General features: G+C 74.0%; 24 protein-coding genes. 10 read left to right on the forward strand and 14 right to left on the reverse strand.

The window, feature by feature from the left end; genetic code table 11:
• Positions 1–172: 172 nt before the first annotated feature.
• The 3 genes from ACWCPN_RS34375 to ACWCPN_RS34385 all read right to left on the reverse strand — a co-directional run bounded on the left by ACWCPN_RS34375 (position 173) and on the right by ACWCPN_RS34385 (position 2,950).
• Positions 173–661, reverse strand: coding sequence for a DUF5709 domain-containing protein (locus tag ACWCPN_RS34375; protein WP_451214463.1), 489 nt, complete (start codon positions 659–661; stop codon positions 173–175).
• Positions 662–780: 119 nt separating this feature from the next.
• Positions 781–1,326, reverse strand: a complete 546-nt coding sequence (locus ACWCPN_RS34380; protein ID WP_451214465.1) for a hypothetical protein — start codon at positions 1,324–1,326, stop codon at positions 781–783.
• Between the two features lie 118 nt (positions 1,327–1,444).
• Positions 1,445–2,950, reverse strand: coding sequence for a hypothetical protein (locus tag ACWCPN_RS34385; RefSeq protein WP_451214467.1), 1,506 nt, complete (start codon positions 2,948–2,950; stop codon positions 1,445–1,447).
• Between the two features lie 110 nt (positions 2,951–3,060).
• On the opposite strand from ACWCPN_RS34385, the gene ACWCPN_RS34390 reads away from it, so the two are divergent.
• Positions 3,061–3,444: a BlaI/MecI/CopY family transcriptional regulator gene (locus tag ACWCPN_RS34390; RefSeq protein WP_451214469.1), complete on the forward strand. Its 384-nt coding sequence runs from the start codon at positions 3,061–3,063 to the stop codon at positions 3,442–3,444.
• Positions 3,445–3,476: 32 nt separating this feature from the next.
• Here the strand turns inward: ACWCPN_RS34390 and ACWCPN_RS34395 are convergent, their stop codons facing one another.
• The gene (locus tag ACWCPN_RS34395; protein WP_451214471.1) at positions 3,477–5,819 is read right to left on the reverse strand and encodes a glycoside hydrolase family 65 protein; all 2,343 of its coding nucleotides are present in this window, start codon (positions 5,817–5,819) and stop codon (positions 3,477–3,479) included.
• Positions 5,816–6,556, reverse strand: coding sequence for an HAD family hydrolase (locus ACWCPN_RS34400; protein ID WP_392296135.1), 741 nt, complete (start codon positions 6,554–6,556; stop codon positions 5,816–5,818). The genes ACWCPN_RS34395 and ACWCPN_RS34400 overlap by 4 nt, the downstream gene beginning before the upstream one ends.
• 118 nt (positions 6,557–6,674) lie before the next feature.
• Here ACWCPN_RS34400 and ACWCPN_RS34405 point away from each other — a divergent pair, with 118 nt between their 5' ends.
• From ACWCPN_RS34405 to ACWCPN_RS34425, 5 genes are all read left to right on the forward strand, one after another.
• Positions 6,675–7,322, forward strand: a complete 648-nt coding sequence (locus tag ACWCPN_RS34405) for a nucleoside/nucleotide kinase family protein (protein WP_451214473.1) — start codon at positions 6,675–6,677, stop codon at positions 7,320–7,322.
• Positions 7,323–7,441: 119 nt separating this feature from the next.
• Entirely contained in the window at positions 7,442–9,148 is a 1,707-nt protein-coding gene (locus tag ACWCPN_RS34410) for an ArnT family glycosyltransferase (protein WP_451214475.1), read from the forward strand.
• 81 nt (positions 9,149–9,229) lie between these two features.
• On the forward strand, positions 9,230–10,147 hold the full coding sequence (locus ACWCPN_RS34415; protein WP_199213757.1) for a MurR/RpiR family transcriptional regulator: 918 nt from the start codon (positions 9,230–9,232) through the stop codon (positions 10,145–10,147).
• A gap of 455 nt (positions 10,148–10,602) precedes the next feature.
• Complete coding sequence (locus ACWCPN_RS34420) at positions 10,603–10,977, forward strand: hypothetical protein (RefSeq protein ID WP_199213095.1); 375 nt, start codon at positions 10,603–10,605, stop codon at positions 10,975–10,977.
• Between the two features lie 117 nt (positions 10,978–11,094).
• Positions 11,095–13,488, forward strand: coding sequence for a SpoIIE family protein phosphatase (locus ACWCPN_RS34425; RefSeq protein ID WP_451214478.1), 2,394 nt, complete (start codon positions 11,095–11,097; stop codon positions 13,486–13,488).
• A 96-nt stretch (positions 13,489–13,584) separates the two neighbouring features.
• Here ACWCPN_RS34425 and ACWCPN_RS34430 read toward each other — a convergent pair whose 3' ends face one another.
• Complete coding sequence (locus ACWCPN_RS34430) at positions 13,585–14,343, reverse strand: peptidoglycan-binding protein (RefSeq protein WP_451214480.1); 759 nt, start codon at positions 14,341–14,343, stop codon at positions 13,585–13,587.
• A 76-nt stretch (positions 14,344–14,419) separates the two neighbouring features.
• Positions 14,420–15,262 carry an ATP-grasp domain-containing protein gene (locus ACWCPN_RS34435; protein WP_365129361.1) on the reverse strand — a complete coding sequence of 281 codons (843 nt, stop codon included), beginning with the start codon at positions 15,260–15,262 and terminating at the stop codon, positions 14,420–14,422.
• A 161-nt stretch (positions 15,263–15,423) separates the two neighbouring features.
• On the opposite strand from ACWCPN_RS34435, the gene ACWCPN_RS34440 reads away from it, so the two are divergent.
• The gene (locus ACWCPN_RS34440; protein WP_451214482.1) at positions 15,424–16,146 is read left to right on the forward strand and encodes a TetR family transcriptional regulator; all 723 of its coding nucleotides are present in this window, start codon (positions 15,424–15,426) and stop codon (positions 16,144–16,146) included.
• Positions 16,147–16,329: 183 nt separating this feature from the next.
• On the forward strand, positions 16,330–16,746 hold the full coding sequence (locus tag ACWCPN_RS34445) for a Zn-ribbon domain-containing OB-fold protein (protein WP_451214484.1): 417 nt from the start codon (positions 16,330–16,332) through the stop codon (positions 16,744–16,746).
• 60 nt (positions 16,747–16,806) lie between these two features.
• On the opposite strand, the gene ACWCPN_RS34450 is transcribed toward ACWCPN_RS34445, so the two are convergent.
• Positions 16,807–17,193, reverse strand: a complete 387-nt coding sequence (locus ACWCPN_RS34450) for a PPOX class F420-dependent oxidoreductase (RefSeq protein WP_451214486.1) — start codon at positions 17,191–17,193, stop codon at positions 16,807–16,809.
• A gap of 10 nt (positions 17,194–17,203) precedes the next feature.
• The gene (locus tag ACWCPN_RS34455) at positions 17,204–18,430 is read right to left on the reverse strand and encodes a MalY/PatB family protein (RefSeq protein WP_451214488.1); all 1,227 of its coding nucleotides are present in this window, start codon (positions 18,428–18,430) and stop codon (positions 17,204–17,206) included.
• Positions 18,431–18,623: 193 nt separating this feature from the next.
• On the opposite strand from ACWCPN_RS34455, the gene ACWCPN_RS34460 reads away from it, so the two are divergent.
• Both ACWCPN_RS34460 and ACWCPN_RS34465 read left to right on the forward strand, forming a co-directional pair.
• Complete coding sequence (locus tag ACWCPN_RS34460; protein ID WP_365129370.1) at positions 18,624–19,454, forward strand: SAM-dependent methyltransferase; 831 nt, start codon at positions 18,624–18,626, stop codon at positions 19,452–19,454.
• Between the two features lie 148 nt (positions 19,455–19,602).
• Positions 19,603–20,985, forward strand: coding sequence for a S1 family peptidase (locus ACWCPN_RS34465; RefSeq protein ID WP_451214490.1), 1,383 nt, complete (start codon positions 19,603–19,605; stop codon positions 20,983–20,985).
• 109 nt (positions 20,986–21,094) lie between these two features.
• Here ACWCPN_RS34465 and ACWCPN_RS34470 read toward each other — a convergent pair whose 3' ends face one another.
• From ACWCPN_RS34470 to ACWCPN_RS34490, 5 genes are all read right to left on the reverse strand, one after another.
• Positions 21,095–21,280: a hypothetical protein gene (locus tag ACWCPN_RS34470; RefSeq protein WP_451214492.1), complete on the reverse strand. Its 186-nt coding sequence runs from the start codon at positions 21,278–21,280 to the stop codon at positions 21,095–21,097.
• A gap of 175 nt (positions 21,281–21,455) precedes the next feature.
• On the reverse strand, positions 21,456–22,151 hold the full coding sequence (locus ACWCPN_RS34475; protein WP_451214494.1) for a L,D-transpeptidase: 696 nt from the start codon (positions 22,149–22,151) through the stop codon (positions 21,456–21,458).
• Positions 22,152–22,357: 206 nt separating this feature from the next.
• Positions 22,358–23,272: an SDR family oxidoreductase gene (locus tag ACWCPN_RS34480; protein WP_199213089.1), complete on the reverse strand. Its 915-nt coding sequence runs from the start codon at positions 23,270–23,272 to the stop codon at positions 22,358–22,360.
• A 101-nt stretch (positions 23,273–23,373) separates the two neighbouring features.
• Positions 23,374–24,003 (reverse strand): MBL fold metallo-hydrolase, encoded by a 630-nt coding sequence (locus tag ACWCPN_RS34485; RefSeq protein WP_365129375.1) that lies wholly within the window; start codon positions 24,001–24,003, stop codon positions 23,374–23,376.
• Positions 24,003–25,091, reverse strand: coding sequence for an S-(hydroxymethyl)mycothiol dehydrogenase (locus ACWCPN_RS34490; RefSeq protein WP_451214497.1), 1,089 nt, complete (start codon positions 25,089–25,091; stop codon positions 24,003–24,005). The genes ACWCPN_RS34485 and ACWCPN_RS34490 overlap by 1 nt, the downstream gene beginning before the upstream one ends.
• Positions 25,092–25,299: the final 208 nt, after the last annotated feature.

Below are 25,299 nucleotides of genomic sequence, written 5' to 3' on the forward strand. Positions count from 1 at the left end.
GGCCGGGGCGGCCCCCAAACCCCCCCCCCCACCCGGGGGGCGGGGGGGGGGGCCCCCCCCCGGGGGGGGGGGGGCCCCCCCCCGGCGCCGAGTCGTGGCCGCGTGCCGCCGGGCCGGCCGCGGAACGGCCGTCGGCCGGCCGCGGACGCGGTCGGCCGACGGGCACGTCCTGCTAGAGAACTCCGCTTTCCGGATCCTCGATGACGTGCACGGCCGCCTCCTCCGCGCCGGCCGCTCCTCCGTCGATCCCCACGTCGAAGGCGACCTCCTCCTTCGTGGTGTCGGTGTGGGCTCCCTCGTCGGGGGCGACCAGGCGGCCCGCCCGGGCGCCGCCCGCCTTCGGGTCGACGGGCTCGCCCTCGCCCCCGGGGAGGTCGCCGGTCGCGTCACCCGCCGGTGCCGCCACGTCCGGCACCTCCTGGCGGAGCCGCTCGTCGAGCGTCTCGCCCTCCTGCTGCTCGGCGGCTGTGGTGCCGTACTTGGTGACACCGAGGGGCCGTTCGGGCGGGGAGTAGCCCTCGTCGAGGACGTCGTCGTAGCCGCGCTCGTCCACCGCGTCCTGCAGGTCCAGGGGCGCTGCGTCCTCCTGCTCCTCGTTGCTTCCGGTGGGCTGGTAGGCGTCGTCCGCCATCGGGCTTCCGCCTGCCTGCTGATCGCTCATCGTCGCCTCCGTATCGGCACGCGCTCGGTCCCGGTCCGCGTTTCCCGCAGGTCGCGTCCCTAACCTCGCCCGCCGATCTTCGGCGCGTCCGCCACCGGTCCGCCGGGCCAGGAGGTGCCTCAGTACGTCCGCCGGCCGCGGAGCAGGAACAGACCGGCCGCGGCCGCTCCCCCGGCGGCCCAGCACAGCAAGCCCGCCGCCAGGTAGCCGAGGGCGGCGCAGGCGGCGAACGCCAGGGCCGCGACGGTGGCCGTCACGGCGCAGGCGCGCGGCGCAGCGCCGGACGTCCCGGCGTCGCGCAGGAAGGCGCTCGAGCGCCATGCCGCCCCCGCGGCCACCCCCATGACCAGGACCATGACGGCCGCGAGCGCCGGGGGGAGGCCGTGCGTCCGGTGGAACACCGAGAGGTGCCCGGACCCCTCCGGCGCCGCCAGATGGACGCCCCCCTTCGTCAGCTCCACCAGGCCGGCCACCGCGAGCACGCCACCACCCAAACGGCCGCGCCAGATCTTCCCGCCCCTGCCCCGCCGCACCGCGAGCCACTCGAGGATGCCCCGGGGGTTCGCCAGTGCCACCAGGCCCGTCCCGGTCACCCCCAGCCCCCACACCAGGTCGAACAGTGCCGATTCCGGCGCCGGCACCGGCTGCGACACGAGTGTGAGCACCGCTGGTCCCTCCCCGGGTGCCGGCGGCGGAACGGGCCGGCAGCGCAGTGTCCGGCCGGTCCGGGCTCGCGCACCACGGGTCACCCGGAGGATTGTCGTGATCTTGACGCGGCGCCGTTCAGGGCCCGGCCTTCGGCACGGTGTAGTAGAGGCGCCGGCCGGCGAGCGGCACGAACGGCCAGGTGCGGGCGTACCCGGGTGGGCGGGAGCCGGTCGGCACCAGTGTGGCCACGGGGGTGTGGCGGGCGGTGCGGGCGATCGCCGGGGCCGTGGTGTTGGCGTTGTGCCCGGACGTCGCCGCCGAGGAACAGCCGGCGTAGTACGCGACCGGGATGGCCTCGTTCCCGGTGAGCAGACAGGGCGGGCGGACGCCCAGCCGGTGCAGGGTGGCGGCGGTGCGGGACCAGTCGCGGTGGGCGGCGGTGGTGCGGCCGACGACGGCGGTCAGGACGGCCAGCTGAACGGCGAGGTGGGTGGCGAGAGCCAGCACCACCAGGGTCACGGCCGCCGTCCGCCGGGCCCCCGGCCGCGTGGTCGCCGGTCGGAGCAGCGCTTCGCCGACGGGGATCGCGAGCAGGGCGTACGCCGGGAGCAGGAAACGGGGCGCGGCGTAACCGATCATGAACAGGTAGGGGAAGGCGGCCGTCACCCCGCAGGCGAGCGGCAGCAGGGTGGGCGCGGTCCGCCGGGCCCGCACCGCGATCGCCAGGCCGATCCCGGCGGCCGGCGGCAGCGCGAACCACCAGGCGGTGACCAGAGGATGGGGCAGCTGCCCGGTGCAGGGCCGGCACAGGGCCCGTCCGCCGAGACTGCGGAGCTGGTCGACGACGGCCACGCGCAGGCCCAGGCCGCCCTGGATCGCCGAGGCGTCGGCCAGGCGCCGGGCGAGGCCGCCGTAGCCGGCGTACGCCTCGATCACCCACTCGAGGGCTCCGGCGGCCAGCCCGGCGATAAGGGCCAGGAGGGGCCGCGGGTGGCGGCGCCACAGGCCGAGGGCGAGCAGCGGCAGGGCGGCCCAGACCGCGTCCATCGGCCGCATCAGGGCCATCAGCGCGCCGCTCGCGGCCAGACCCCACAGCGCGGCCCGGTCCCGGCGCCCGGCGCGGGCCCGCAGGAAGCAGGCGACGGCGGCGAGGGCGCCGACGGCGACCCAGTAGTTGGGCATCGCCTGCGGGCCGTAGAACAGGGTCACCCACAGAGAGGCGAACAGGGCGCCGGCCAGGGCGAGGACGCGGTCCGGGAACAGGCCGCGCCAGGCCCGCAGGGCCAGGTACAGGGCGAGACCGGAGAGCAGGGCGAGGTAGATCCTCAGCAGGACGGTGGACGAGGACCAGGCCGCCACCGGCGCGACGAGCAGGGAGACGCCGCGCGCGCGGGGCGCGCTGAAGAAGGCGGCGGGAGCGTGCCCCGCGACCTGGCTGACGTACACCGTCTCGTCCCAGCCGAGGCCCATGCCGGGCCGGACGAGCAGCAGTTGGGCCAGGGTGAAGACCCCGGCGACGGCGGCGAGCGGCGGGGCGGGACGGAGGCGCCGGGCGGGCCGGTTCCTCCGGCCGTCGGCGGACCCGCGGCGCGAGCGCGCACGCCGGGCCGCCTCGCGGGTCGCGTGTGCGCTGCCGGCCATGGCCCACCTCTCCCTGGGGCAAAACATGGCAAAACTAGCGCGAACCACCCCACCATGCGCGGCAGGCGGGACCGTCCGGCCGACGGCCCTACGCGCTGTAAGGTTGGGGCATGGCTGGCAGAGGGTCCCGCGACCGGACGGAGCGGCGCAGCGCCGGGGAGCTGGAGCACGAGGTGCTGGCCGTGCTGTGGGCCACCGACCGGCCGCTGACCCCGGCGGAGGTGCAGGCCGGGATCGACGGGACGCTCGCCTACAACACGGTGCACACCATCCTCAAGCGCCTGTACGACAAGGGGCTGGTGCTGCGGGACGCCGACGGCCGGCGCGGCGCCTACCGGCCGGCGAAGGACGCGGCGCAGCTGACCGCCGAGGCGATGCACGAGGCTCTGGACCGGGGACCGGACCCGATCGGGGCGCTCCGGCGGTTCGTGACCGGGCTGAGCGCGGAGGAGGAGCGGGCGCTGCGCGACCTGCTCACCGCGGACGGCGCCTGAGGTCCGGCGGGCACGGCCCGCCGGACCGGCGCTCAGCGGACGTTCGGCGCCCGGTGCGCGGGCTGACCGGGGGCGGAGCGCGGGCCGGCCGGCGGCACCGCGCGGACGGCCGGCTCGTCGGCACTGACCGTGAGCGCCTCCCCGTGGTGGTGGAGCGTGAGCGGGGGCCCGGCCAGGAGCGTGTACGTGGCCTTGTCGGCGCCGATCTCCACGCGCAGCCGGCGGGTGCGGTACTGCAGGTGGAACGCCACCCGGCGCAGGCGCTCCGGGAGCCGGGGCGCGAACCGCAGACCCTCGCCGCCGCGCCGCATCCCGCCGAAGCCCGCCACCAGCGCCATCCACGTACCGGCCAGCGAGGCGATGTGCAGCCCGTCCCGGGTGTTGTGCTCCAGGTCCGCGAGGTCCATCAGGGCCGCCTCGGCCGTGTAGTCGTAGGCGAGCCGCAGATGGCCGGCCTGGGCGGCGACGACGGCCTGGACGCAGGCGGACAGGGAGGAGTCGCGCACGGTCAGCGGCTCGTAGTAGGCGAAGTTGCGGGCGACCTGCTCGTCGTCGAACGAGGCGCCGCAGGTGTACATCGCCAGCACCAGGTCGGCCTGCTTGACGACCTGTTTGCGGTAGAGGTCGAAGTAGGGGAAGTTGAGCAGCAGCGGGTACTGCTCGGGGCGGGTGCCGGCGAAGTCCCAGCGCTGGTAGCGGGTGAAGCCGGCGTGCTGCTCGTGCACACCGAGATCGTCGTTGTAGGGGATGTGCATGGCCTCGGCGGCGTCCCGCCAGGCCGCGCTCTCCTCCTCGTCCACGCCGAGCCGCTGCGCCTCGCGCGCGTGGCGCTCGACGAAGTCCGCCGCCGCGAGCAGGTTCTGACGGGCCATCAGATTGGTGTAGGTGTTGTCGTCGGCGACCGCGCTGTACTCGTCGGGTCCGGTGACACCGTCGATGTGGAAGACGCCGTGGTGGTCGTGGTGGCCCAGCGAGCGCCACAGCCGGGCCGTCTCCACCAGCAGCTCCACCCCCGCCTCGCGCTCGAAGTCGAGGTCGCCGGTGGCCTCGACGTAGCGCAGGACGGCGTCGGCTATGCCGGCGTTCACGTGGAAGGCGGCGGTGCCGGCCGGCCAGTAGGCCGAGCCCTCCGCGCCCTGGATGGTGCGCCAGGGGAACGCGGCGCCGCCCAGACCGAGCTGGGCGGCGCGCTCGCGGGCCTCGTCCAGGGTGTTGTGCCGCCAGCGCAGCGCCTCGGCGACGGCCTCGGGGGCGGTGTGGGTGAGGACGGGCAGCACGAACATCTCGGTGTCCCAGAACGCGTGCCCGTCGTAGCCGGAGCCGGTGAGTCCCTTGGCGGGTATCGCCCGCTGTTCGGCGCGGGCCCCGGCCTGCAGCACGTGGAACAGGGCGAACCGCACGGCCTGCTGGATCTCCTCGTCGCCGTCCACCTCGACGTCCGCGCGGTCCCAGAAGTCGTCCAGGTGGGCCCGCTGGTCGTCCAGCAGCCCCTGCCAGCCGTCGTGCGCGGCGGCGGCGAGGGCCGCGTCGACCTGGTCGGCCATCGCGGGCAGCGAGCGGGTGCCGGACCAGCCGTGGGCGACCAGCTTCTCCACCCGGAGCGTCTGGCCGGGCTCCAGCACGGAGGTGACGGTCAGCCGGGCCACGTCGATGTCGGCCTCGCTGCGGGTCGTGGTGCGGTCGGGACCGGTGACCACGTGGTCGGCGGCCACGGCCACCCGCAGGCCGCTGCGCCGGGTGCGGTGCACCAGCCGCAGCCGGTCGCCGGAGGCGAAGCCGTCCTCCTGCTCCAGCGGCGACTTCAGGGCCACCGCAGCGCGCGGGTCCCCGTTCGCGCCGGGCAGCTGCTCGTTGGCGACCAGCTCCGACTGGATCACCACCCGGCTGCGGCTGCCGACCGCCTCCACCTCGTACGCCACCGCGGCGACCGCCCGCTGGGTCAGCGACACCAGCCGGGTCGAGCGCACCCGGACCGTGGAACCGGCCGGGGACGTCCACTCGCAGGTGCGCTCCAGCACCCCGCGGCGCAGGTCCAGCACCCGCTCGTGCCGGACGAGCCGACCGTAGCGCAGGTCGAACGGCTCGTCGTCGACCAGCAGCCTGATGACCTTGCCGTTGGTGACGTTGATGACCGTCTGACCGGACTCCGGGTAGCCGTAGCCGGCCTCGGCGTAGGGCAGCGGGTGCAGCTCGTGGACCCCGTTGAGATAGCTGCCGGGCAGGCCGTGCGGTTCGCCCTCGTCCAGGTTGCCGCGCCAGCCGACGTGCCCGTTGGACAGCGCGAACACCGACTCGCTCTGCGCGAGGACGTCGAGGTTCAGGTCGGTCTCGCGCACGGCCCACGGCTCGACCGAGTACGACCGGTGGGTGATCACCGCTTGCCTCCGAGTTCGGCGAGGTCCTTGACGACGACGCTCGCGCCGTGCGCGTACAGCGCGTCGCCCTGTCCGGTCCGGTCGACGCCGACGACGTATCCGAAGCCGCCCGCCCGGCCCGCGTCCATGCCGGCCAGCGCGTCCTCGAAGACGGCCGCCGCGGCCGCCTCGACGCCCAGGTCGCGGGCGGCGGCGAGGAACGTGTCGGGGTGGGGCTTGCCCGGGAGTTTCCGCTCGGCGGCGACGACACCGTCGATGCGCACGTCGAAGAAGTGCTCGGCGCCGACGGCCCGCAGCACGTCACGGCAGTTGGCGCTGGAGGAGACGATCGCGGTGCGCAGGCCCGCGGCGCGGACCGCCTCCAGATAGCGCAGGGTGCCCTCGTAGGCCTCCACGCCGCCGGTGCGGATCTTCTCCAGCAGCAGGACGTTCTTGCGGTTGCCGAGGCCGTTCACGGTGCCGGCGTCCGGCGGGTCGTCGGGACCGCCCTCGGGCAGATGGATGCCGCGGGAGTCGAGGAAGGCGCGGACCCCGTCGGCGCGCGGGCGTCCGTCGACGTACTCGTCGTAGTCGGCGACCTCGTCGAAGGGCCGTCCCCGGTCGCCCTCGTAGTCGCTGAGGAAGGCGTCGAAGGTCTCCTTCCAGGCCGCCGCGTGCACGACGGCGGTCCTGGTGACGACCCCGTCGAGGTCGAAGAGGCAGGCCTGGATGGTGTCGGGCAGACCGAGCTGAGTCATACTCAGCACTGTTCCCCGTGCGGCGCCGTCCAGTGGGTGGCGAGCACCACACGGGCGATACTTTCGCACCTTCCCACCGGGGGCTCACCGTCCGGGCGCGGGTGACACACTCTGTGGTGTGCCGCTGACCTTCGACGATCTCCTCGTCCGCGCCCGCGCTCTCACCGGGGACGGGCGGCGCGCCCTTCTCGGTGTCACGGGCGGCCCGGGCGCCGGCAAGACGACGCTGGCCGAGCGCCTGGTGCGGGCCCTGAACGGGGACGGACCGAGCTGGGCGGCGCATGTGCCCATGGACGGCTTCCATCTGGCCGACGCCGAACTGGACCGGCTGGGCCGCCGGGACCGCAAGGGTGCGCCGGACACGTTCGACGCGGCCGGGTACGCGGCGCTGCTGCGGCGGCTGCGCGAGGAGACCGGCGAGGTGGTCTACGCGCCGGGGTTCGAGCGTGTGCTGGAGCAGCCCGTCGCGGGCTCGATACCGGTGCCGCCGAGCGCGCGGCTGGTGGTGACCGAGGGCAACTACCTTCTGCTGCGGGAGGGTTCGTGGGCGCGGGTGCGGCCGTGCCTGGACGAGGTGTGGTTCTGCGAGATCGACGAGGAGGAGAGGATCCGGCGGCTGGTCGCCCGGCACGTGGAGTTCGGCAAGGAGCACGGGGCGGCGGTGGCCTGGGTGCTGGGCACGGACCAGCGCAACGCCGACCTGATCGCGACGACGAGGGACCGGGCGGACCTGGTGGTGCCGGCCGGCGCGCTGCCCACGCCGTGACCGCCGGCGGCCGTGGCGGTTGAACTCCGGCGGGGCGCCGCCCGTACCGGTGGGCGGGGCGGAAGGTCGGCCGGTGCGGCCCGGGCAGCGGTGGCGTCCCGGCGGCGGGAGCGGTACGGATGACGGTGCGCGAAGAGGACGGGGTCCGCACGGGCGGTGCGGAGCCGGCCCCGGAGGTCCCCGGCGGCGGGGGCCCGCGGGCGGAACCGGCGCGGCCGGGCCGGCTCGCCGGGCTCTCACGCCACCGGCGGTGGCTGGTGCCGCTGCTGGCGGGGCTGCTGCTGGCCCAGATGGCGGCCGCGATGGTCACCACGGCCGCCCAGCAGACGCCCACCATCGACGAGCCCGTGTACGTGGCGACGGCCACCGACTACCTGCGCGAGCACCGGGTGCGGTACAACCCCGAGCATCCGCCGCTCGGCAAGCTGCTGATCGCGGCCGGGGTGGCGGTGGCGGACCCGGACTACGACCCGGCGTACTCCGGCACCCAGGGCGAGGTGGGCCGGCATCTGCTGTACGAGTCGGGCAACGACCCGTGGCGGCTGATGTGGTGGGCGCGGCTGCCGGTGATCGCGCTGACCCTGCTGTTCGGGGCGGTGGTGTTCGCGTTCGCGCGGGACGTGGCGGGCACCGGGGGCGGGCTGGCGGCCCTGGCGCTGTACGCCTTCTCCCCCGACGTGATCGCGCACGGCTCGCTGGCCACGCTGGACGTGCCGGCGGCGGGCTTCGTGCTGACGTCGGCGTGGCTGGTGTGGCGGGCGCGCGACCGGCCCCGGCTGTGTCTGCCGTTGTCCGGCGTGGCGCTGGGCGCGGCGGTGGCGACGAAGATGAGCGCGCTGCCGGCCGTCCCCGTGGTGATGCTGCTGGCGGTGCTGTCGGTGCGGGGCGCGGGCCGCCGCGGGAGGGTACGGCGGGACGCGGCGGCCGCGGCGGTCGTGGCGGTGGCGGCGGTCGCCGTGGTCTGGGTGTCGTACCTGCTGGTCGATCCACGGCTGCGGTTCGACCCCGCGGAGCCGGTGCCGGCCGTGCACGGCCTGCGGGGGCGGGTCACGGACCTGCTGCCGCTGCCGCCCGCGTACCGGGCCGGGATGCGGGTCCAGTTCGGTTTCGAGAACCAGCACTGGCAGGGCTTTCTGTTCGGGCACCTGTACACGGGCTCGCGCTGGTACTACCTGCCGGCCGCGCTGCTGGTGAAGACGCCGCTCGGGCTGCTGGCGCTGGGCGCGGCCGGCGCGGTGCTGGCCGTGGCGGTGCGGCGGCTGCGGCCCGCGGCGCCGTATCTGCTGCTGCCGCCCGCGGTGCTGCTGGCGGCGGCGATGACCGGCTCACGCGACCTCGGCACCCGGTACGCGGTCTTCGTGCCGGTGTTCCTCGCGGTGACCGGGGCCTGCGTGCTCACGGTCCGCCGTCACCGGACCGAGGTACCGGTGGGGCTGCTGGTGCTGCTGGTGGCGGTGAGTTCGCTGCGGACCTTCCCGTACTACCTGCCGTACGCCAACGAGGCGTTCGGCGGTCCGGCGCACACGCACCGGCTGCTGCACGACTCCAACGTGGACTGGGGCCAGGACCTGGGCCGGCTCGCCGACCGGCTGCGGCAGCGGTACCCGGGCGAGCGGGTGTGGCTGGTCTACAAGGGCAGCGGGGTGCCGTCGTACTACGGGATCGACGCCGCCGATCCGCGCGGGGTGGCGCCGGAGCGGGTGCACGGGCTGCTGGCCGTGTCCGACTCGGCCGCCGCCAAGGCGCGCGGCGCTCTGGCGGAACTGATCGGCTCCAGCCGTCCGGTCGGCGAGGTCGGGCACTCGGTCACCCTGTACCGGCGGTGAGCCCACCGCCCCGTAAACCCCCTGCTCATGACGGCCGGTGAGCTATGTTGAGTGGTCGTGGGAGACAATGGAGGCGGGCAGGTGCCCTCGCCGCAGCAGGCACGCGCCCAGGCATCAGCGATCACCTCGGGCAAAACCGTGCCTGAGGCCGAGGCGGCACCGACCTCCCGGCTCAGGGAACTCTTCGACGGACCGCAGCTCTCGCCCGGGCAGCGCCGGGTCGCCCAGTACCTGATCGAGCACATCACCGAGGCCGCGTTCCTGTCGATCACCGAGCTGGCGGACCGCGTCGGCGTCAGCCAGCCCTCCGTCACCCGCTTCGCGGCCGCCGTCGGCTTCAGCGGCTATCCGGCCCTGCGGGAGAAGCTCCAGTCCATCGCGCTCAGCAGCCTGGCCGGCGGGCCCGGCGAGGAGAACCGGGCCAACGAGCTGCAGGCCGCGGTCGACGCCGAGCTCCAGAACCTGGAGAACCTGCGCCGTGACGTCGCCGACCCCGACCGGGTGATCCGCGTCGGCCGGGAGCTGTCCCGCTCCACCCCGCTGACCGTCCTGGGCCTGCGTATCTCCGTGTCGCTGGTCGAGTACTTCGGCTACGCCGCCCGGCGTATCCATCCCGACGTGCGGCTGGTGACGCGTGGCGGCAGCGTCGCCTACGACACCCTGCTGCAGGCCCGGGAGGCGGGCGGCACCTGGGTGCTCGCGTTCTCCATGCCGCGGCACGCGCAGGAGACGCTCACCGCGCTCCGGGTGGCCCGGGAGGCGGGGCTGAAGGTCGCGCTGATCACCGACCTGGCACTCGGGCCGCTGGCCGAGGAGGCCGACATCGTCTTCGCCACCGGCACCGGCTCCCGGCTGGTGTTCGACTCCTACGCCGCGCCCGGTGTGCTGGCCGCGGCGATCCTGCAGGCCATGACCGACGCCGACCCCGAGCGCACCCAGGCCCGGCTGGAGAAGTACGAACAGGGCGCCGATCAGCACCACTTCTTCCTGAAGGACTGAACCTTCCGCCGGGTGGCGGGGTGCGCGCCAGATCTTCCCGCCACGCGTCACCGGCACGGAAATCCTTCGCCGTACGGGGATCATTCACCGCATACCGCGCATGAATGTTTTCATACGTCTTGCCAAGCCGACGGCATATATAAATACTGCTCACGGATCGCACCCGGCGCACTCCGGGACGGTCCGCCCCCGCGGGTCCACCGCCCGCGGCACCGCCCCGAGAAGGACGACGTACCGCATGCGCATGCAAGCCCGCCCGACGCGCCGGTTCCCGTCCTGCGGGGCTCCCGCTCGGACATCCCAAGCCGCCGTTCCCTACCCACGTCGGCGCCGGGGATGTCCGGTGGCGCACCGCTCCGGCGGTGCGCCCGTGGCGGCCCCGGTCATCCCCTAGGCCGGGGCCGCCCCATCCGGCGGACCACCCTCAAGACGCCGCACACCGGAAGCGAAGAGCCATGCCCCTGACCACCACGCGCATCAGCCCCGACTGGCCCTGTCAGGTCAAGATGCCCGGCACCTACGACTGGGAACGCTCGGCGGCCAAGTGGCTGCGCGAACTGATCCCCGCGCGCTACGGCAGCTACCCGGCGATGATCCGGCATCCCGTCCTGCTCGCCCGGCACGCGCAGATCCAGGTGCAGCAGGAGATCCGGGTGGCGCGGACCGCGCTGCAGACGGCCCGGGCCGAGCTGCCCGTGCTCGGCCTGCCGGAGTCGGTCATCGAACACACGATCAAGCTGTACGCCGCGGAGATCATGCAGCTCCAGCACATCGCGCGCAGCGTCCGCGCCGTCAGCGAGGCCCTGGCCGGACGCGGCACCGGCCGCTGACCGGCCGGCGTCCGGCACCTCGGCCGACCCCTGCCGCACCGCCCGTTTCCGGCCGGTACGTCCGGCCTCGTGAGCGGGAGAAGCCGATGCGGCAGACGAGTGATCGAACGGGCCCGGATGTGCGATGCTCGTCGCGTGACGAGCGAGCCCGTGCCCCCTGTGGAGCCCGGCCCGCGCGCCGATGTGGCGGCGCTGGCCAGAGTCGTGGCCCGGCAGCGCGCGGAACTGGAGCGGCTGCGGGACCAGGCCGCCACGTCGGCCCTGCTGGAGCGGGCCACGGGCGCCCTGATGGCGTCGACCGGCTGCTCCCCCGACGCCGCGCGCGGCGAACTGCTGCGGGGCGCCAAGACCGGCAATCGCACACTCCTGGAGGAGTGCTGGCTCGCCCTGGGCGCCCTCCTGCCGGCCGAGCGGGCCGCCACCGGCGCGGGCCCGTCACCGGCCGCGGCCCGCTGGGACCCCCCGCTCGCCGCCACCGGCGACCTCGCGGACGTGCTGGGCCGCGTCGGCCGGGCCCTGGTCCGGGTCCGCTCCCCGCGGGAGCTGGCCGGATGCCTGCTGGAACACCTGGCGCCTGAGGTGGGCGCCGACGCCGTGATGCTCTACGAGCGGCTGCCGGGAGGCGGTCTCGAACTGCTCGGGCACGCGGGGATCGAGCAGACCCTCGCCACGCAGTGGCACCACGTCCCGCCCGTGTCCGGTGTAGCCCCGCTCGACGCCCTGCGGTCCGGCGAGCCGCGCTGGCTGGAGGACCCGGCCGCGGACCGGGAGCGGTACCAGCTGATCGGCGATCCGCCCGCGCGCTGGCCGTCGCGCGCCTGGCTGCCGGTGCCGGCCGGGGACACGGCCGGCGCGGCCCTCGGTGTACTGCGCCGGCAGAGCGGCCCGTTCGAGACGCGTGAGCGGGAACTGCTGCGGGCCGTGGCCCGGCTGTGCGCGGGCCGGCTGCGTGCCTTCGACGCCCCGCCGGAAAGCCACGACGACGCCGTCACCCGGAGCGTGCAGACGGTGCTCGACGCCCTGCCCGGGGCGGCGATCCTGCTGACCCCGCTGCGCACCGCCTCCGGCGAGGTGGAGGACTACCGCATCGACGCCGCCACACCCGGCGCGGTCGACGTGTTCGGCCGCACGGGCCGGGACATGGTCGGCAGGCACATACTGGAGAGCTACCCGTCGGTCGCCGGCGAGCCGCTGTGGCACGGCTACCTGGACGCGCTCACCACCGGGGCGGTGTTCGAGAGCGAGCCGTTCGCCTACCAGGACATCACCGACGCGGTGCCCGTGACCGGTACCTACTCGGTGCGGGCGGCGCCCCTCGGCGACGGGCTCCTGGTGTCCTGGCTGCGGCACGACCCCGCGGAGCTCCAGGAGCAGCGGCTGTCGGACGTCCAGCGGCTCGGCAACCTCGGCTGGGCCAACTGGAACCTGGTCACCGACGAGATCGCCTGGTCCGCGCAGGCCTTCGCCGTGCTCGGCCGTGACCGCGCGCGCGGACCGGTCCCCCTGGAGGCGCTGCCCGGCCTCGCGCTGTCCGAGGACGCGCCCGCCCTGCGACACGCGATCACCGAACTCACCGGACGGGCCAGGCCGTTCGACGTGCCGTTCCGGATCCAGGGCCCGCTGGGCGTACGGCACCTCAGGATGGTCGCGGAGGCCGTGACGGATCCGGACGGCACCCTCGCCGAGGTGCACGGCTTCGTCCAGGACGTCTCCGCGCAGCGCAGCGTCGAACTGGCCCTCGCCGAGAGCGAACGCGCGATGCTGCTGCAGCGCGGGGTCCTGCAGGCCGAGCGGGCGCTGGCCATGCGGCTGCAGCACGCACTGCTGCCGCTGCCCAGCAAGCCGGTCCTGCTGGCCGGACTGCGCATAGAGGTCGCCTACCTGCCCGCCCAGTCCGGCGTCCACGTCGGCGGCGACTGGTTCAGCGCCATAGAACTCCCCGAGGACGCCGCACTGTTCGTGGTCGGTGACGTGGCCGGTCACGGCGTCGGCGCGGTCGCCATGATGGCCCAGCTCCGGTTCACCGCCAAGGGCATGGTCAGCACGGGTTCCTCGCTGACCGGCGCGCTCGCGCGGCTGAACCAGCTCCTGCTGCAGTCCCGGGACGCCCGGTCCACGGCCACCATGGTGCTCGCCCGCTACGACCACACGAGCCGGGTCCTCTCCTGGACCCAGGCCGGACATCCGCCGCCCCTGCTCGTGCGCGACGGCGAGATCCGCTACCTCGACCGCCCCCGCGGCATGCTGCTCGGCGCGAGCGCGTCCCCCGTCTACGAGTCGGCCGAGATCCGCCTGGAGCCCGGCGACCGGCTGCTGCTGTACACCGACGGCCTGGTGGAGCGCCCCGGCGAGGGGATCGACGCGGGCCTCGCCCGGATGGCCGAGGCGGTGCTCGCGCACGAGTGCGGCGCCGACGGATCGCTGGAGGCGCTGCTCGCCGCGATGCTGCCGGGTGAGCGGCGGGACGACGTGTGCGTGCTGGACATCCGGATGCCGCTGAAGGAGGAGTAACGGGGTCCGTCTCCCCCGGCCCCCGCGGCTGGTTCGGCCCACCCGGTGCCCGGGCTCGGCCGTCCCGCCACCGCCCTGGTTCCCGGCGCCGCCGCGTCAGCCTCCGGCGCCCGCGGCCGTCCGGGACTCCAGCGACCTGCGGGTGTCGTCGCCGTACACGCCCGTCTCGTCGCCGCTGATGCCGTACCAGAGCTGGTAACGGGCCACGGCCTCGGTGAGCACGGTGTCGTAGGTGCCGCCGGCCGAGCCGCCGCGGTAGACGTCAGGGACGCTCAACAAACGCCGCTGCAGTTCGGTGACCTCCGGGCCGGTGTCGCCCTGCCGGAGGGTGCCGGGGCCGTCCGGGTCGGTGGAGGGCGTGCCCGTGGGGGCGGCCGGTGCCGGGGAGGCCGGGGCCGGGGAGGCGGGCCGCGGGGCCGCGGTGGCGCCCTGCCGCGCGGGGAGCAGCAGAGCGGAGCCGAAGCCGACGAGCGCGGCCGCGCCGATCGCCAGGGCCACGGCGGCGCGGCGTCGTCCGGGGACGGGGCCGGGGCCGCCGGGTCGCGGGGCGGCCGGGACGGGCGGCATCTCCTGGGTCTCGTCCTCGGCGGTGAGGGGCGCGCGGGGCGCGGTGCGGCCCGGTCCGGGTGGTGCCGTCCCGAAGGACTCGTACGCCGCCCGCGGAGACGGTGCCGGAGGGGTCGGCACCGGCCCCTTCGCCCTCGGCCCGTCCGGTCCCCGGCCGTCCGGTCCGGGTTCCGGGTGCATCTCCCGCATCAGTTCCGCGAGGGCGTCGAAGCGGCGCGGGCGCAGGACGCGGACCGGCTCCAGGGGCGGTCCGGGATGCGGCTGTCCAGGGTCGGGCGGTGTCGGCACCCTGCTCTCCTTCCGTCCCGTGCGTACGCACGTCCGCGGTCCCCGGCGTGAGATACGGCGGGGACGGCGGCCCCGTTCAGGCCGGCACGGGAGCCTGCTGGACGAACCGGCCGAGGGACGAGGTCAGCGCGCCGACGAAGGCGTCCCGGGCCTCCTCCGGGAGCGCGTCCAGCGACAGGTAGGGGTTGAGGTCCTCCAGTTCGACCAGCAGCAGCTCGCCGTCCGGGGCCCGGCAGGCGTCGACGCGCTGGATGCCCTGGCCGAGGCCGTTCCAGTCGACGAAGCGCCGGGCGAACTCCAGGTCGGCGGCGGTGGCCGGGTACGGCACCAGCTCCCAGCGGCGCTCCGGGTCGGGGGCGTGGAGGGCGTACTGGAAGTCGTCGTCCACGAAGTAGAAGGACACCTCGTACGTGAAGTCGACGCAGGGCTGGATGAGGACCGTGCCGTCGGCGAGCCCGGTGAGCCGGCCGGCGGGCAGGATCCGCAGGCCCAGGGAGTCGGCGCCGAGCTTGGGCTTCACGACGTAGCGCTCGGCGGCGGGCAGCCGGTGCAGGTCCGCGAGGCGGTCGACGGTGGGTATGACCGGGAAGCCGGCGGCGCTCAGGTCGAGCAGGTACTGCTTGCCCCGCATGTCCGCCCGGCCGGTGAGCGGGTTGTACACCCGGGCCCCGGCGGCGAGGGCGCGCTCGCGGAAGGCCTCGTACTCCCTCTGGTAGCCGAGGACGGGACCGCTGTTGCGGACGACGACGGCGTCGTAGCCGTCCATGAGCGCCGCCGCGTCCAGCGGATGGCACAGGGCGAGGTCGAAGTGCTCGCGCAGCCGGGAGGTGAGGAGGATGTCCTCGTCGCAGTAACGGCGCCCGCGGGCCGGGTACGCCAGATCGGTGACGTAGAGAATGCGGGGGCGGGCGGCGGGCATGAGCTCTCCTGGCGGAACGGGACACGGAACGGGGGCCGGCGGCGGCTGCGGAAAGGTTACGCCCTGCCCCGACCGGTCCATCACAGCACTCAGTTCCCTCATTCGGGGCCTTCAGCTGCACTGAGTGTCACCGATTTCGTTCTGGTGCTACGTTCCCGTTCATGAGTTCCAGCAGCGCGGCGCCGGCCGCGAAGCCGCCGATGCGGGACGCCCTGGTCGCGGCGGCCTTCCAGCTCTTCCTGGAACGCGGGTACGAACAGACCACCGTGGACGACATCGTGGCGCTGGCCGGGGTCGGCCGGCGCTCGTTCTTCCGCTACTTCCCCTCCAAGGAGGACGTGGTCTTCCCCGACCACGAGCGCTGCCTCGCCGACATGACCGAGTTCCTGGCCGCGAGCGCGGCGGACGCCGAGCCGGTGCGGCGGGTGTGCGACGCGGCCCGGCTGGTGCTCGGGATGTACGCGGAGAACCCGACCTTCTCCGTGCAGCGTTACCGGCTCACCAAGCAGGTGCCCGGACTGCGCGCCTACGAGCTGTCCGTGGTGTGGCGCTACGAGCGCGCGCTCGCGGAGTACCTGCGGCGCCGCTTCGCCGGGCGGCCGGACGGAACGCTGCGCGCCGACGTGGTCGCGGCCGCCGTGGTCGCCGCGCACAACAACGCCCTGCGCTCCTGGCTGCGTTCGGACGGCAGGGGCGACGCGGGCGCGGAGGTGGACCACGCCCTCGGCCATGTGCAGGCCGCGTTCGGCCGGCCGGTACGGGTGAGCCCGCACGGAGAGCCGGGCGGCGAACGGCCCGACGACGTGGTGGTGCTGGTGGCCCGCCGGGCCACCCCGCTGTGGCGTGTCGTGCAGGAGTTCGAGGCGCTGACCGGCCGGGCCTGACCCGCCGCAGCGCACGGCCCCCACGCACCGGACCTCCACAGATTTGGGGTACGGAGTGCCTTTACGAGTGACACTGAGTGCCATAGCCTGTGGGCGTGCACGGTGGCACCGCGGCCGTGCACAGACGTGCGCGGCTCAGGCCGGGCATGCGGGATTCCGGCCGAGCGCAGGGAGTTGACCAGCGTGTTCCACCACTCAGCAAACACCTCCATTCCGGCGGCCGGCTCCGCGACGGGCCTCCTCGAACCCGTCGCCGCGGACTCCAGGGACGCCATCACCTTCCAGCGCTGCACGTGGTGCGGCACCGCGATGTACCACCGGCTGCTGTGTCCGGTGTGCCAGGGCAGCGACCTGCGTACCGAGCGCAGCGAGGGCACCGGAACGGTGCGCCACTCCACCGTGGTACACCGCAACACCCCCGCGGCGCGCAACGTGTCGCTGATCGAGATGAGCGAGGGGTTCGTCGTACGGGGCCGGGTCATGGGCCCGCCGATCGGCATACACAGCGGGGACCGGGTGCGGCTGTCCACCGCCAAGGACCCGGTACGCGGTGAGCCGGTCTTCCAGCTGCTCGACGAGCCCTACCGCGCCTGGAGCTGACGCCCCGGCGCCTCCGCCTCCCGGGAGACGAGCGCCGTGGTCACCGGCACGACGGCCCGATCAGGCCGTGAAGGTCACCCGGATGCCGACCGTGCCGTCCGTGCCGCGCCGCATCCGGCTCCCCAGCAGGGTGAGCCGGCCGACGATGCCGTACTTGCGGGCGATGAGCTTGCGGTAGCGGGCGGTGGTGGCCGCGTCGGTGATCTCGGCGGTGGCCGGGACCTGGCCACCGGTGGGACGGCCCCGCACGTCGCAGGGGCCGACGAGGACGTCGGCGCGCCTGCGGATCCGCTTGACCTTCCAGCTGTCGGCGGTCGTCCACACGCCGAGACCGTCCCCGTCCCGGACCACCCAGACGGGCGTGGCGACCGGGGTGCCGTCCTTGCGGTAGCTGGTGACCAGCAGGTACTTGCCGGCGGCGAGGCGGTCCGGCCGTGTGTCGTCCATGCCCGGCAGTCTAGGAGCCCGCGGGCGGTTCGGGCACACGTGCGGACGCCCGGGGGCCTCGGGCCGAGGCGGCGGCCATCCGGCGCACCCCCTCGGTGAGGATCTCCGGCGACGTCGCCAGGTTCAGCCGGGCGTGCCCCGCGCCGCCGGTACCGAACGGCAGGCCGGAGCTGAGCGCGACCCGGCCGCGCTCCAGGAACACCGCGGCGGGGTCGTCGCCGAGACCCACGGCGCGGCAGTCGAGCCAGGCCAGATAGGTGGCTTCGGCGGGGTCGTAGCGGATCGCCGGGAGGTGCTCGGCCAGCAGCCCCGCGAGCAGGCGGCGGTTGGTGTCGAGCCCGGCGAGCAGGGCGTCCAGCCAGCCGGTGCCCTCGTTCAGGGCCGCGGTGTGCGCGATCACCCCGAGATGGCTGGGACCGTGGCTCACCTCCTCGGGCATCCGGGCCAGGTCGTCCGCGGCGCCGGTCCCGGCGAGGGCGAGCGCGGCCTTCAGCCCGGCGAGGTTCCAGCCCTTGGACGCGGACATCAGCGACAGCCCGCGCTCGGCGCCGGGCACGCTCAGGTACGGCACGAAGGTGACGCCGGGGGCGACGAGCGGCGCGTGGATCTCGTCCGCTACGACCCGGACGCCGTACCGCTCGGCGAGGTCCGCGACGGCGGCGAGTTCGGCGGCGGTGTGCACGGTGCCGGTCGGGTTGTGCGGGCTGCACAGCAGGAAGGCGGCCCTGGCACCGCCCGCGGCCGTCTCCTGGAAGGTCCGCGCCAGCAGGCCGAGGTCGAGGCGCCCGCCGGGATCCAGCGGCGCCTCCACCACCCGGCGGTCCAGGTGGGTGACGAACTGGTAGAACGGCGGGTAGACCGGCGAGTTGACGACGACCGGATCACCGGGCCTCGTGACCAGCTTCAGCATCTCGACCACACCGAGCATCACGTCCGGGACGATCGCGGTGCGGCCGACGTCGATCCCGTCCCAGTTCCAGCGCTCGGCGGCGAACCGGGCCAGCGCCTCGGCGTAGGCGGTACCCGCGGGGTAGCCGGTGTCCCCCAGGGCGAGCGCGTCGGTGAGGGCGCGGAGCACGGGCCCGGCCAGCGGGACGTCCATCTCGGCCACCCACAGCGGCAGCACGTCCTCCGGGTAGGTGCGCCACTTCATGCTCGTACGACGGCGCAGCCGCTCGAGACCGAAGGCGCGCAACGGGTCGGGATCGCCTGGTGTGCCGTGCGGGATGCTGGTCATGGGGCTCAAGATAGGCGGCCGCGGTCCGTGCGGAAACGGGGCAGGCCGGGCAGGTGGGGCGCATGGCGCGGGCGACGCGGCGAGCCGGGCCGCGCGCGGAATACCCGGGTCGCGCCGCAGGGATCAACTCGGGCGTCTAGATTGCGTCTTGACCGGTACACCTCACTCACCAGGCGACCAGGAGCTGACCCACGTGACCGACAACCCGGCAGCCACCAACGACGTGGCCGTGTCGCTGCGCGCCCGTATCAACACGGGCCAGCCGCACACGGCACGGATCTGGAACTACTGGCTCGGCGGCAAGGACAACTACGAGGTCGACCGCGCGGCCGGCGACCAGATCCGCGGGCTGCACCCGGGCATCGGGGACTACGCGCGCGCCGACCGGCTCTTCCTCGGCCGGGCGGTCCGGCATCTGGTCGGCGAGGTCGGCATCCGGCAGTTCCTGGACATCGGCACCGGGCTGCCCACCGCCGACAACACGCACGAGGTCGCCCAGCGGGTCGCACCGGACGCCCGGATCGTGTACGTCGACAACGACCCCCTCGTGCTCGCGCACGCCCGGGCGCTGCTCACCAGCACGCCGGAGGGCCGTACCGACTATCTGGACGAGGATCTGCGCAACGTCGACACCATCCTCGAACACGCCTCCAGGACACTGGACTTCAGCAAGCCGGTGGCGCTCATGCTGCTCGGCGTGGTCATCTTCATCGGCGACGAGGAGGACCCGTACGGCCTGGTGCGGCGGTTGACCGACCGGCTGCCGGCCGGCAGTCATCTGGTGCTGTCGCACACCGTGACCAGCCCGGCGATGCCGGACGTGGACGAGGCCGTCAAGTTCTGGAACGAGCACGGTACTCCGAAGCTGACCCAGCGCAGGCCGCAGGACGTGGTCCGGTTCTTCGACGGTCTGGAGCTGCTGGAGCCGGGCGTGGTGTCCTGCTCCCGCTGGCGGCCGGACGACGCCGCCGGGCCGGAGCCGGAGGAGGTCGCGATGTTCGGCGGGGTGGCGCGCAAGGGCTGAGCGGCGCGGAGCCCCGGACCGGGCGGATCGCCGCCGGCGGTGAACGCCGCCGGGCCGGGGCACGTACTGGACGCCGGGCACTCGACGCCGGTCGGGGCCCCCGCGGTGCCGGTACGGGCATCGCGCGTCCGGTGTTCGGGAGCCATGCATGAGGCACGCACGACGACGGGTCGTGAGGCGGGTGACACGGCTGGCGGCGGTCGGCGGACTCCTGCTGGGAGGCGCGATGGTCGCACAGGCCGCCATGGCGAGCGAGACTCCCCCGGCGTCCGCCCGGCCGCTCCGTGCCGCGGGCACGGCCGGTGACCCCGGCGGCGCGCTGGTGGCGCGGCTCGGCACGGCGCGGACCGCGGGGAACTGGATCGGCGCCGACGGCCGTCCGGTCGTCGCGGTGACCGACGCGGAGGCGGCGCGGACGGTACGCCGGGCGGGGGTCGAGGCGAAGGTCGTGCCGCACAGCATGGACGAGCTCAAGTCGGCGACCGGCACGCTGCGTTCGGCACCCCGGGTCAGCGGCACCGCCTGGGCGGTGGACTACCGCACCAACCGGGTCGTGGTCCGGGCCGACCGCACGGTGTCGGCGGGCGACTGGTCCCGGATGAGCCGAGTGGCCGCCGGGATCGGTGGCTTCGTGCACATGGAGCGCACCGAGGGCTCCTTCACCGCGCGGCTGAACGGGGCGCAGCCGATCCTCTCCACGGGCGGCCGCTGCTCGGCGGGGTTCAACGTCACCGACGGGCGGCGGGACTTCATCCTGACCGCCGGTCACTGCGGGCCCTCCGGGTCCACCTGGTTCGCCGACAACCAGGGCGACCGGCAACTGGGCAGGACGGTGAACAGCGACTTTCCCGGCAGCGACTTCTCGCTCGTCCAGTACGACTCGGGCCGGGCCGGTCCCGGTGCCGACGTGGTCGCGGTCGGCGGCGGCAAGGGCGTGCGGATCACCGGGGCCGCCGATCCGTCGGTGGGCCAGCGGGTGTTCCGCAGCGGCAGCACCAGCGGGCTGCACGACGGCCAGGTGACCGCCCTGAACGCGACCGTGAACTACCCCGAGGGCACCGTCACCGGGCTGATCGAGACCAACGTGTGTGCCGAGCCCGGCGACAGCGGTGGTCCGATGTTCTCCGAGGGCGTCGCGCTGGGCGTCACGTCGGGCGGGAGCGGCGACTGCACCACGGGCGGCACGACGTTCTTCCAGCCGGTGACCAAGGCGCTGACCGCACTGAACGTCAAGCTCCTGGTGGCGGCCGGGAACGCCGGCGGCCAGGGCGCGGCGTCCTCGCCCGCGCCGTCCGCTCCCGCCTCGCGGGGCTCCGCCGCGCCGAGCGCCGCCTCGCCCGGTTCCGCGGCGCCGGTCACGGGCGGCGCCGAGGGCCGGACGCTGCTGGCGCGGCTCACGGACACCCGGAACGTCGGTCCCGGGCTGCTGGTGGTCGCGGGCAGCCTGATCGCCCTCGTCGCGACCCGGTACATCCGGTCCGAGCAGGACCGCAAGGCGTACCAGCGGTACTACTCGGCGACGTGGAGCTGAGCGGACAGGGACGGACGGGAGCCGTTCGGCTCCGGGAGGTACGACGAGAAGGGCACCCGTGAGCTCACGGGTGCCCTTGGCGGTACGGCCGGGAAGGCCGCCGGTCGGTTCAGGCGGCCCGGTCGGACTGCGGGGCCGCGAGGGCCCACTCCATCACGAGGCGCTGGTACTCCGCGCGCTGCTCGGTGGTCAGTGTCCCGCCCGACCGGCGCCACAGGGCCCTGATCTCCTCGTTGACCTCCGCGGCCGATCGCTCGGAGGCGGCTGCAACAGTGGTGGACATGTTGTGAAGCATATGCCGGTCGGCGTGAAGGCGCTGTGAGTAAGTACCCTCGATGCGGACATATCGGACCGTGTTACTCATCACGTCAATGAGCTGGGCGAACACGCCAGTTGACACCCGGGGCGCGCCGGTGCGCCGACGGGCGGCGCCGTGATCGGGATCACAGCACCGCCCGCCCGTCCGCGGCTCAGGTGCCCGGCTTGCGGCCGTACACGTAGACGTCGTCGCCGTTCTTCAGCAGCGACCAGTACTTCTTGGCGGTGGTGGTGGTCATGTTGACGCAGCCGTGGGAACCGGGCGGGTTCCACATGCTCAGACCCACGGAGTGGAAGGCCTGGCCGCCGTCGAAGAACTGGCTGTAGGGCATCGCCACGTTGTAGATGGTGGAGACGTGGTCGATGTCCCGCCAGTAGATCTTCTTCAGACCGGTGCGGGTCTCGTAGCCGTTACGGCCGGTGCGCACCGGCACCGGCCCGTAGACCAGCCGGCTGCCGTCCTGGATCCAGCTGAGCTGGAGCGTGAGGTTCACGCAGGCGATCCGGCCCTTGTTCACCGGGCACTTGCCGTCCCGGTTCGGGTTGCTGCCGACGGCCTTCTGCTTGTTCATGAGATCCATCACGCCCCAGGTGACGGGACCGGCGTAGCCGATGTTGGGCGTGATGCCGTGCTTGTTCTGGAAGGCCTGTATGGCCTTGCAGTCGGTGGCGGACTGCTTGCCGTCGACCGGCCGGCCGAGGAACTTCTCCACCTGCTTCTGGTACGGGCCCGCCTGTGTGGTGCAGCTGGCGGCCTGAGCCGGCGCCGCGGTGAAGGCGAGTGTGAGCGGCGCCACCAGTCCGGTGACTCCCAGTGCGACGACACCGCGTCTGCGTATGTCCCCCATGTCGGCCTCTTCCCCTTGTCCCCTTGCGCCCGGGGCGTGCCCGGGTGGTTCCCTTCGCGATTCCCGCGGTTCCGGACTACTAGACCTGCCGGGGCGCCGGAGGGTTGTGGTTCCGGCCACGCTGTGACGAAACGGTGAACTAAGGGGCTTCGGGGACCGGCGTCCGGGGAGTCGCCTGCCCGTGCGGGCGGCGCGGGCGGCGGGTTTCAGCGGTAGCCGGTGGTGTCGGCGGGCCGTCCCGGGCCCTGCACCTCGGCCAGGTACCGCCAGGCGTCGGGGCGGCTGCCGTCCAGGTCGGTGAAGCCGTACACCCGGGCGAGCCCACCGCTGGACAGGGACTGCCCGTTGAAGCGGGACACCTCGGGGTCGGCGGCCAGGGCCGCCACGGCACGGCCGGTGTAGCGCGGGGTCTCGGAGATGGCGAAGTGCGGTTCGCGGTCGAGGGCGTCGCGCCAGTTGTCCTCGCGTACGCCGTAGGCCTCCAGCATGATCTCCGAGCGCATCCAGCCGGGGGTGAGGGCCACCGCGCTCGCGCCGCGCGGGCCCAGTTCGTGCCCCAGGGCGAAGGCCATGCGCAGCACGGAGGCCTTGGCGAGATCGTAGAAGAAATTCACCCGGTAGGTGTCGCGGTTGTGGTCGGCGGTGCCGTCGGTGACCTCGACCACCAGGCCGCCGGGGTGGCGCAGCAGCAGCGGGAGCGCGAAGTGGCTGGTGATCGCGTGCGTCTCGACGGCGAGACGGAGCAGCCGGAGCCCGTTGTCCAGGTCGTGCTCCCACACCGGCGTGTCCCACTCGAAGAGCTTCTCGCCGCCCCAGATGTCGTTCACCAGCAGGTCCAGGCGGCCCTGCTCGCGGGCGACGCGGTCCACCAGCGCCCGTACGGCGGCCGGGTCGAGGTGGTCGACGGGGACGGCGACACCGTGGCCGCCGGCCTCGGTGACCAGGTCGGCGGTGTCCTCGATGGTCTCGGGCCGGTCGTACTCGGAGCGGCGGGCGCGGGTGCTGCGTCCGGTGACGTAGACGGTCGCGCCGGCCGCGCCGAGTTCCCTGGCGATACCCCGTCCGGCGCCCCGGGTCGCCCCTGCCACCAGTGCGACCCTGCCCCGCAGCGGACCCGGCATGTCCGGCCTCCTGTTCGTGTACGACTGCTGTCGCCGCCCACTCTCACCGGGAAGCCGGACATCTCCTGTCGCCTTTCACCCGCCCTTCGGCGGTGCCGGGGTCAGTGCCCGCGCTTGATCCACTCCTCCAGGTGGGGCGCCTCCGCCCCGATGGTCGTGGACTCGCCGTGCCCGGTGAGGACCTTGGTCTCCGGCGGGAGGGTGAGAAGCCGGTCCCGGATGGAGTCGATGATCGTCGGGAAGTGGGAGTACGAGCGCCCGGTCGCGCCGGGGCCGCCCTGGAAGAGGGTGTCACCGGTGAACACGACCCCCAGGCCGGGGTCGTAGAGGCAGACCGCCCCGGGCGCGTGACCGGGGGTGTGCAGCACGGTCAGATCGGCGCCGGCGGTCTCGATGACCTGCCCGTCGACCAGGTGCCGGTCGGGCTCGCGGTCCGGGTGGGTGAGCCGCCACAGCGGCATGTCGTCGGCGTGCAGCCAGATGGTGGCGCCGGTGAGCTCGGCGAGGGCGGGAGCGGCGTCGATGTGGTCGTTGTGGGCGTGGGTGCACACGATGGCGGCCAGGCGCCGGTCGTCGACGGCACGGGCGATCGCCTCGGCGTCGTGGGCGGCGTCGATGACGATCACCTCCCGCTCGTCGCCGACGATCCACACGTTGTTCTCGACGTCCCAGGTACCGCCGTCGAGGCTGAACTGGCCCGAGGTCACGAGGCGTTCGATGCGCACGGTCATCAGAGGACCACCACCGAGCGCAGCACGTCGCCGTGGTGCATCCGCTCGAACGCCTGCTCCACCTGGTCGAGTTGGATGGTCTCGGTGACGAAGGCGTCCAGCGGCAGCCGGCCCTGCAGGTGCAGGTCGACCAGCATGGGGAAGTCCCGGGAGGGCAGGCAGTCGCCGTACCAGGAGGACTTCAGGGACCCGCCGCGGCCGAAGACGTCCAGCAGGGGCAGTTCGAGCTTCATCTCCGGGGTGGGCACGCCGACCAGGACGACGGTGCCGGCCAGGTCACGGGCGTAGAAGGCCTGCCGGTAGGTCTCGGGGCGGCCGACCGCCTCGATGACGACGTCGGCGCCGAAGCCCCCGGTCAGTTCCCGGATCGCCTCGACCGGGTCGTTCTCCTTGGAGTTGACGGTGTGGGTGGCGCCCAGTGTGCGGGCCTTCTCCAGCTTGCGGTCGTCGATGTCGACGGCGATGATCCTCGCCGCCCCGGCGAGGTTCGCCCCGGCGATGGCCGCGTCCCCGACGCCGCCGCAGCCGATGACGGCGACGGAGTCGCCGCGGCCCACGGCGCCGGTGTTGATCGCCGCGCCGATGCCGGCCATGACACCGCAGCCGAGCAGTCCGGCCACGGCCGGCGAGACTGCCGGGTCCACCTTGGTGCACTGCCCGGCGGCGACCAGCGTCTTCTCGGCGAACGCGCCGATGCCCAGTGCCGGGGAGAGCTCCTGACCGGTGCCGGCCAGGGTCATCTTCCGCGCGGCGTTGTGGGTGTTGAAGCAGTACCAGGGGCGGCCGCGCAGACAGGCCCGGCAGTTCCCGCACACGGCACGCCAGTTGAGGATCACGAAGTCACCGGGGGCCACGTCCGTGACGCCCTCGCCGACCGACTCCACGACACCGGCGGCCTCATGACCGAGCAGGAAGGGGAAGTCGTCCGAAATGCCACCCTGTTTGTAGTGCAGATCGGTGTGGCAGACGCCGCAGGCCTGAACGCGTACGACGGCTTCGCCGGGCCCGGGGTCCGGGATCACGATCGTCTCGATCCGTACGGGCTCGTCCTTCCCCGGTGCGATCACGCCGCGTACTTCCTGCGCCATGGTCCGGCCCCTTCCTCGTAGTGCGTTCGGTGCGACCCTACGCGTGAACCGAGGGCGGCGGCACGGACCACGAGCGGAAGAGTGGATCTTTCGGCCCGGTGGTCGCCGGGCCGGTCCACCGGGGGGTGTCCCGGCGCCACCGTGAAGGTGGTGGACGGCCCGGTGTCGATGACCCGCATCGACGGTCAGCGCGCCGCGACCGTCACGG

It is taken from the genome of Streptomyces sp. NPDC002386 (assembly GCF_053593175.1).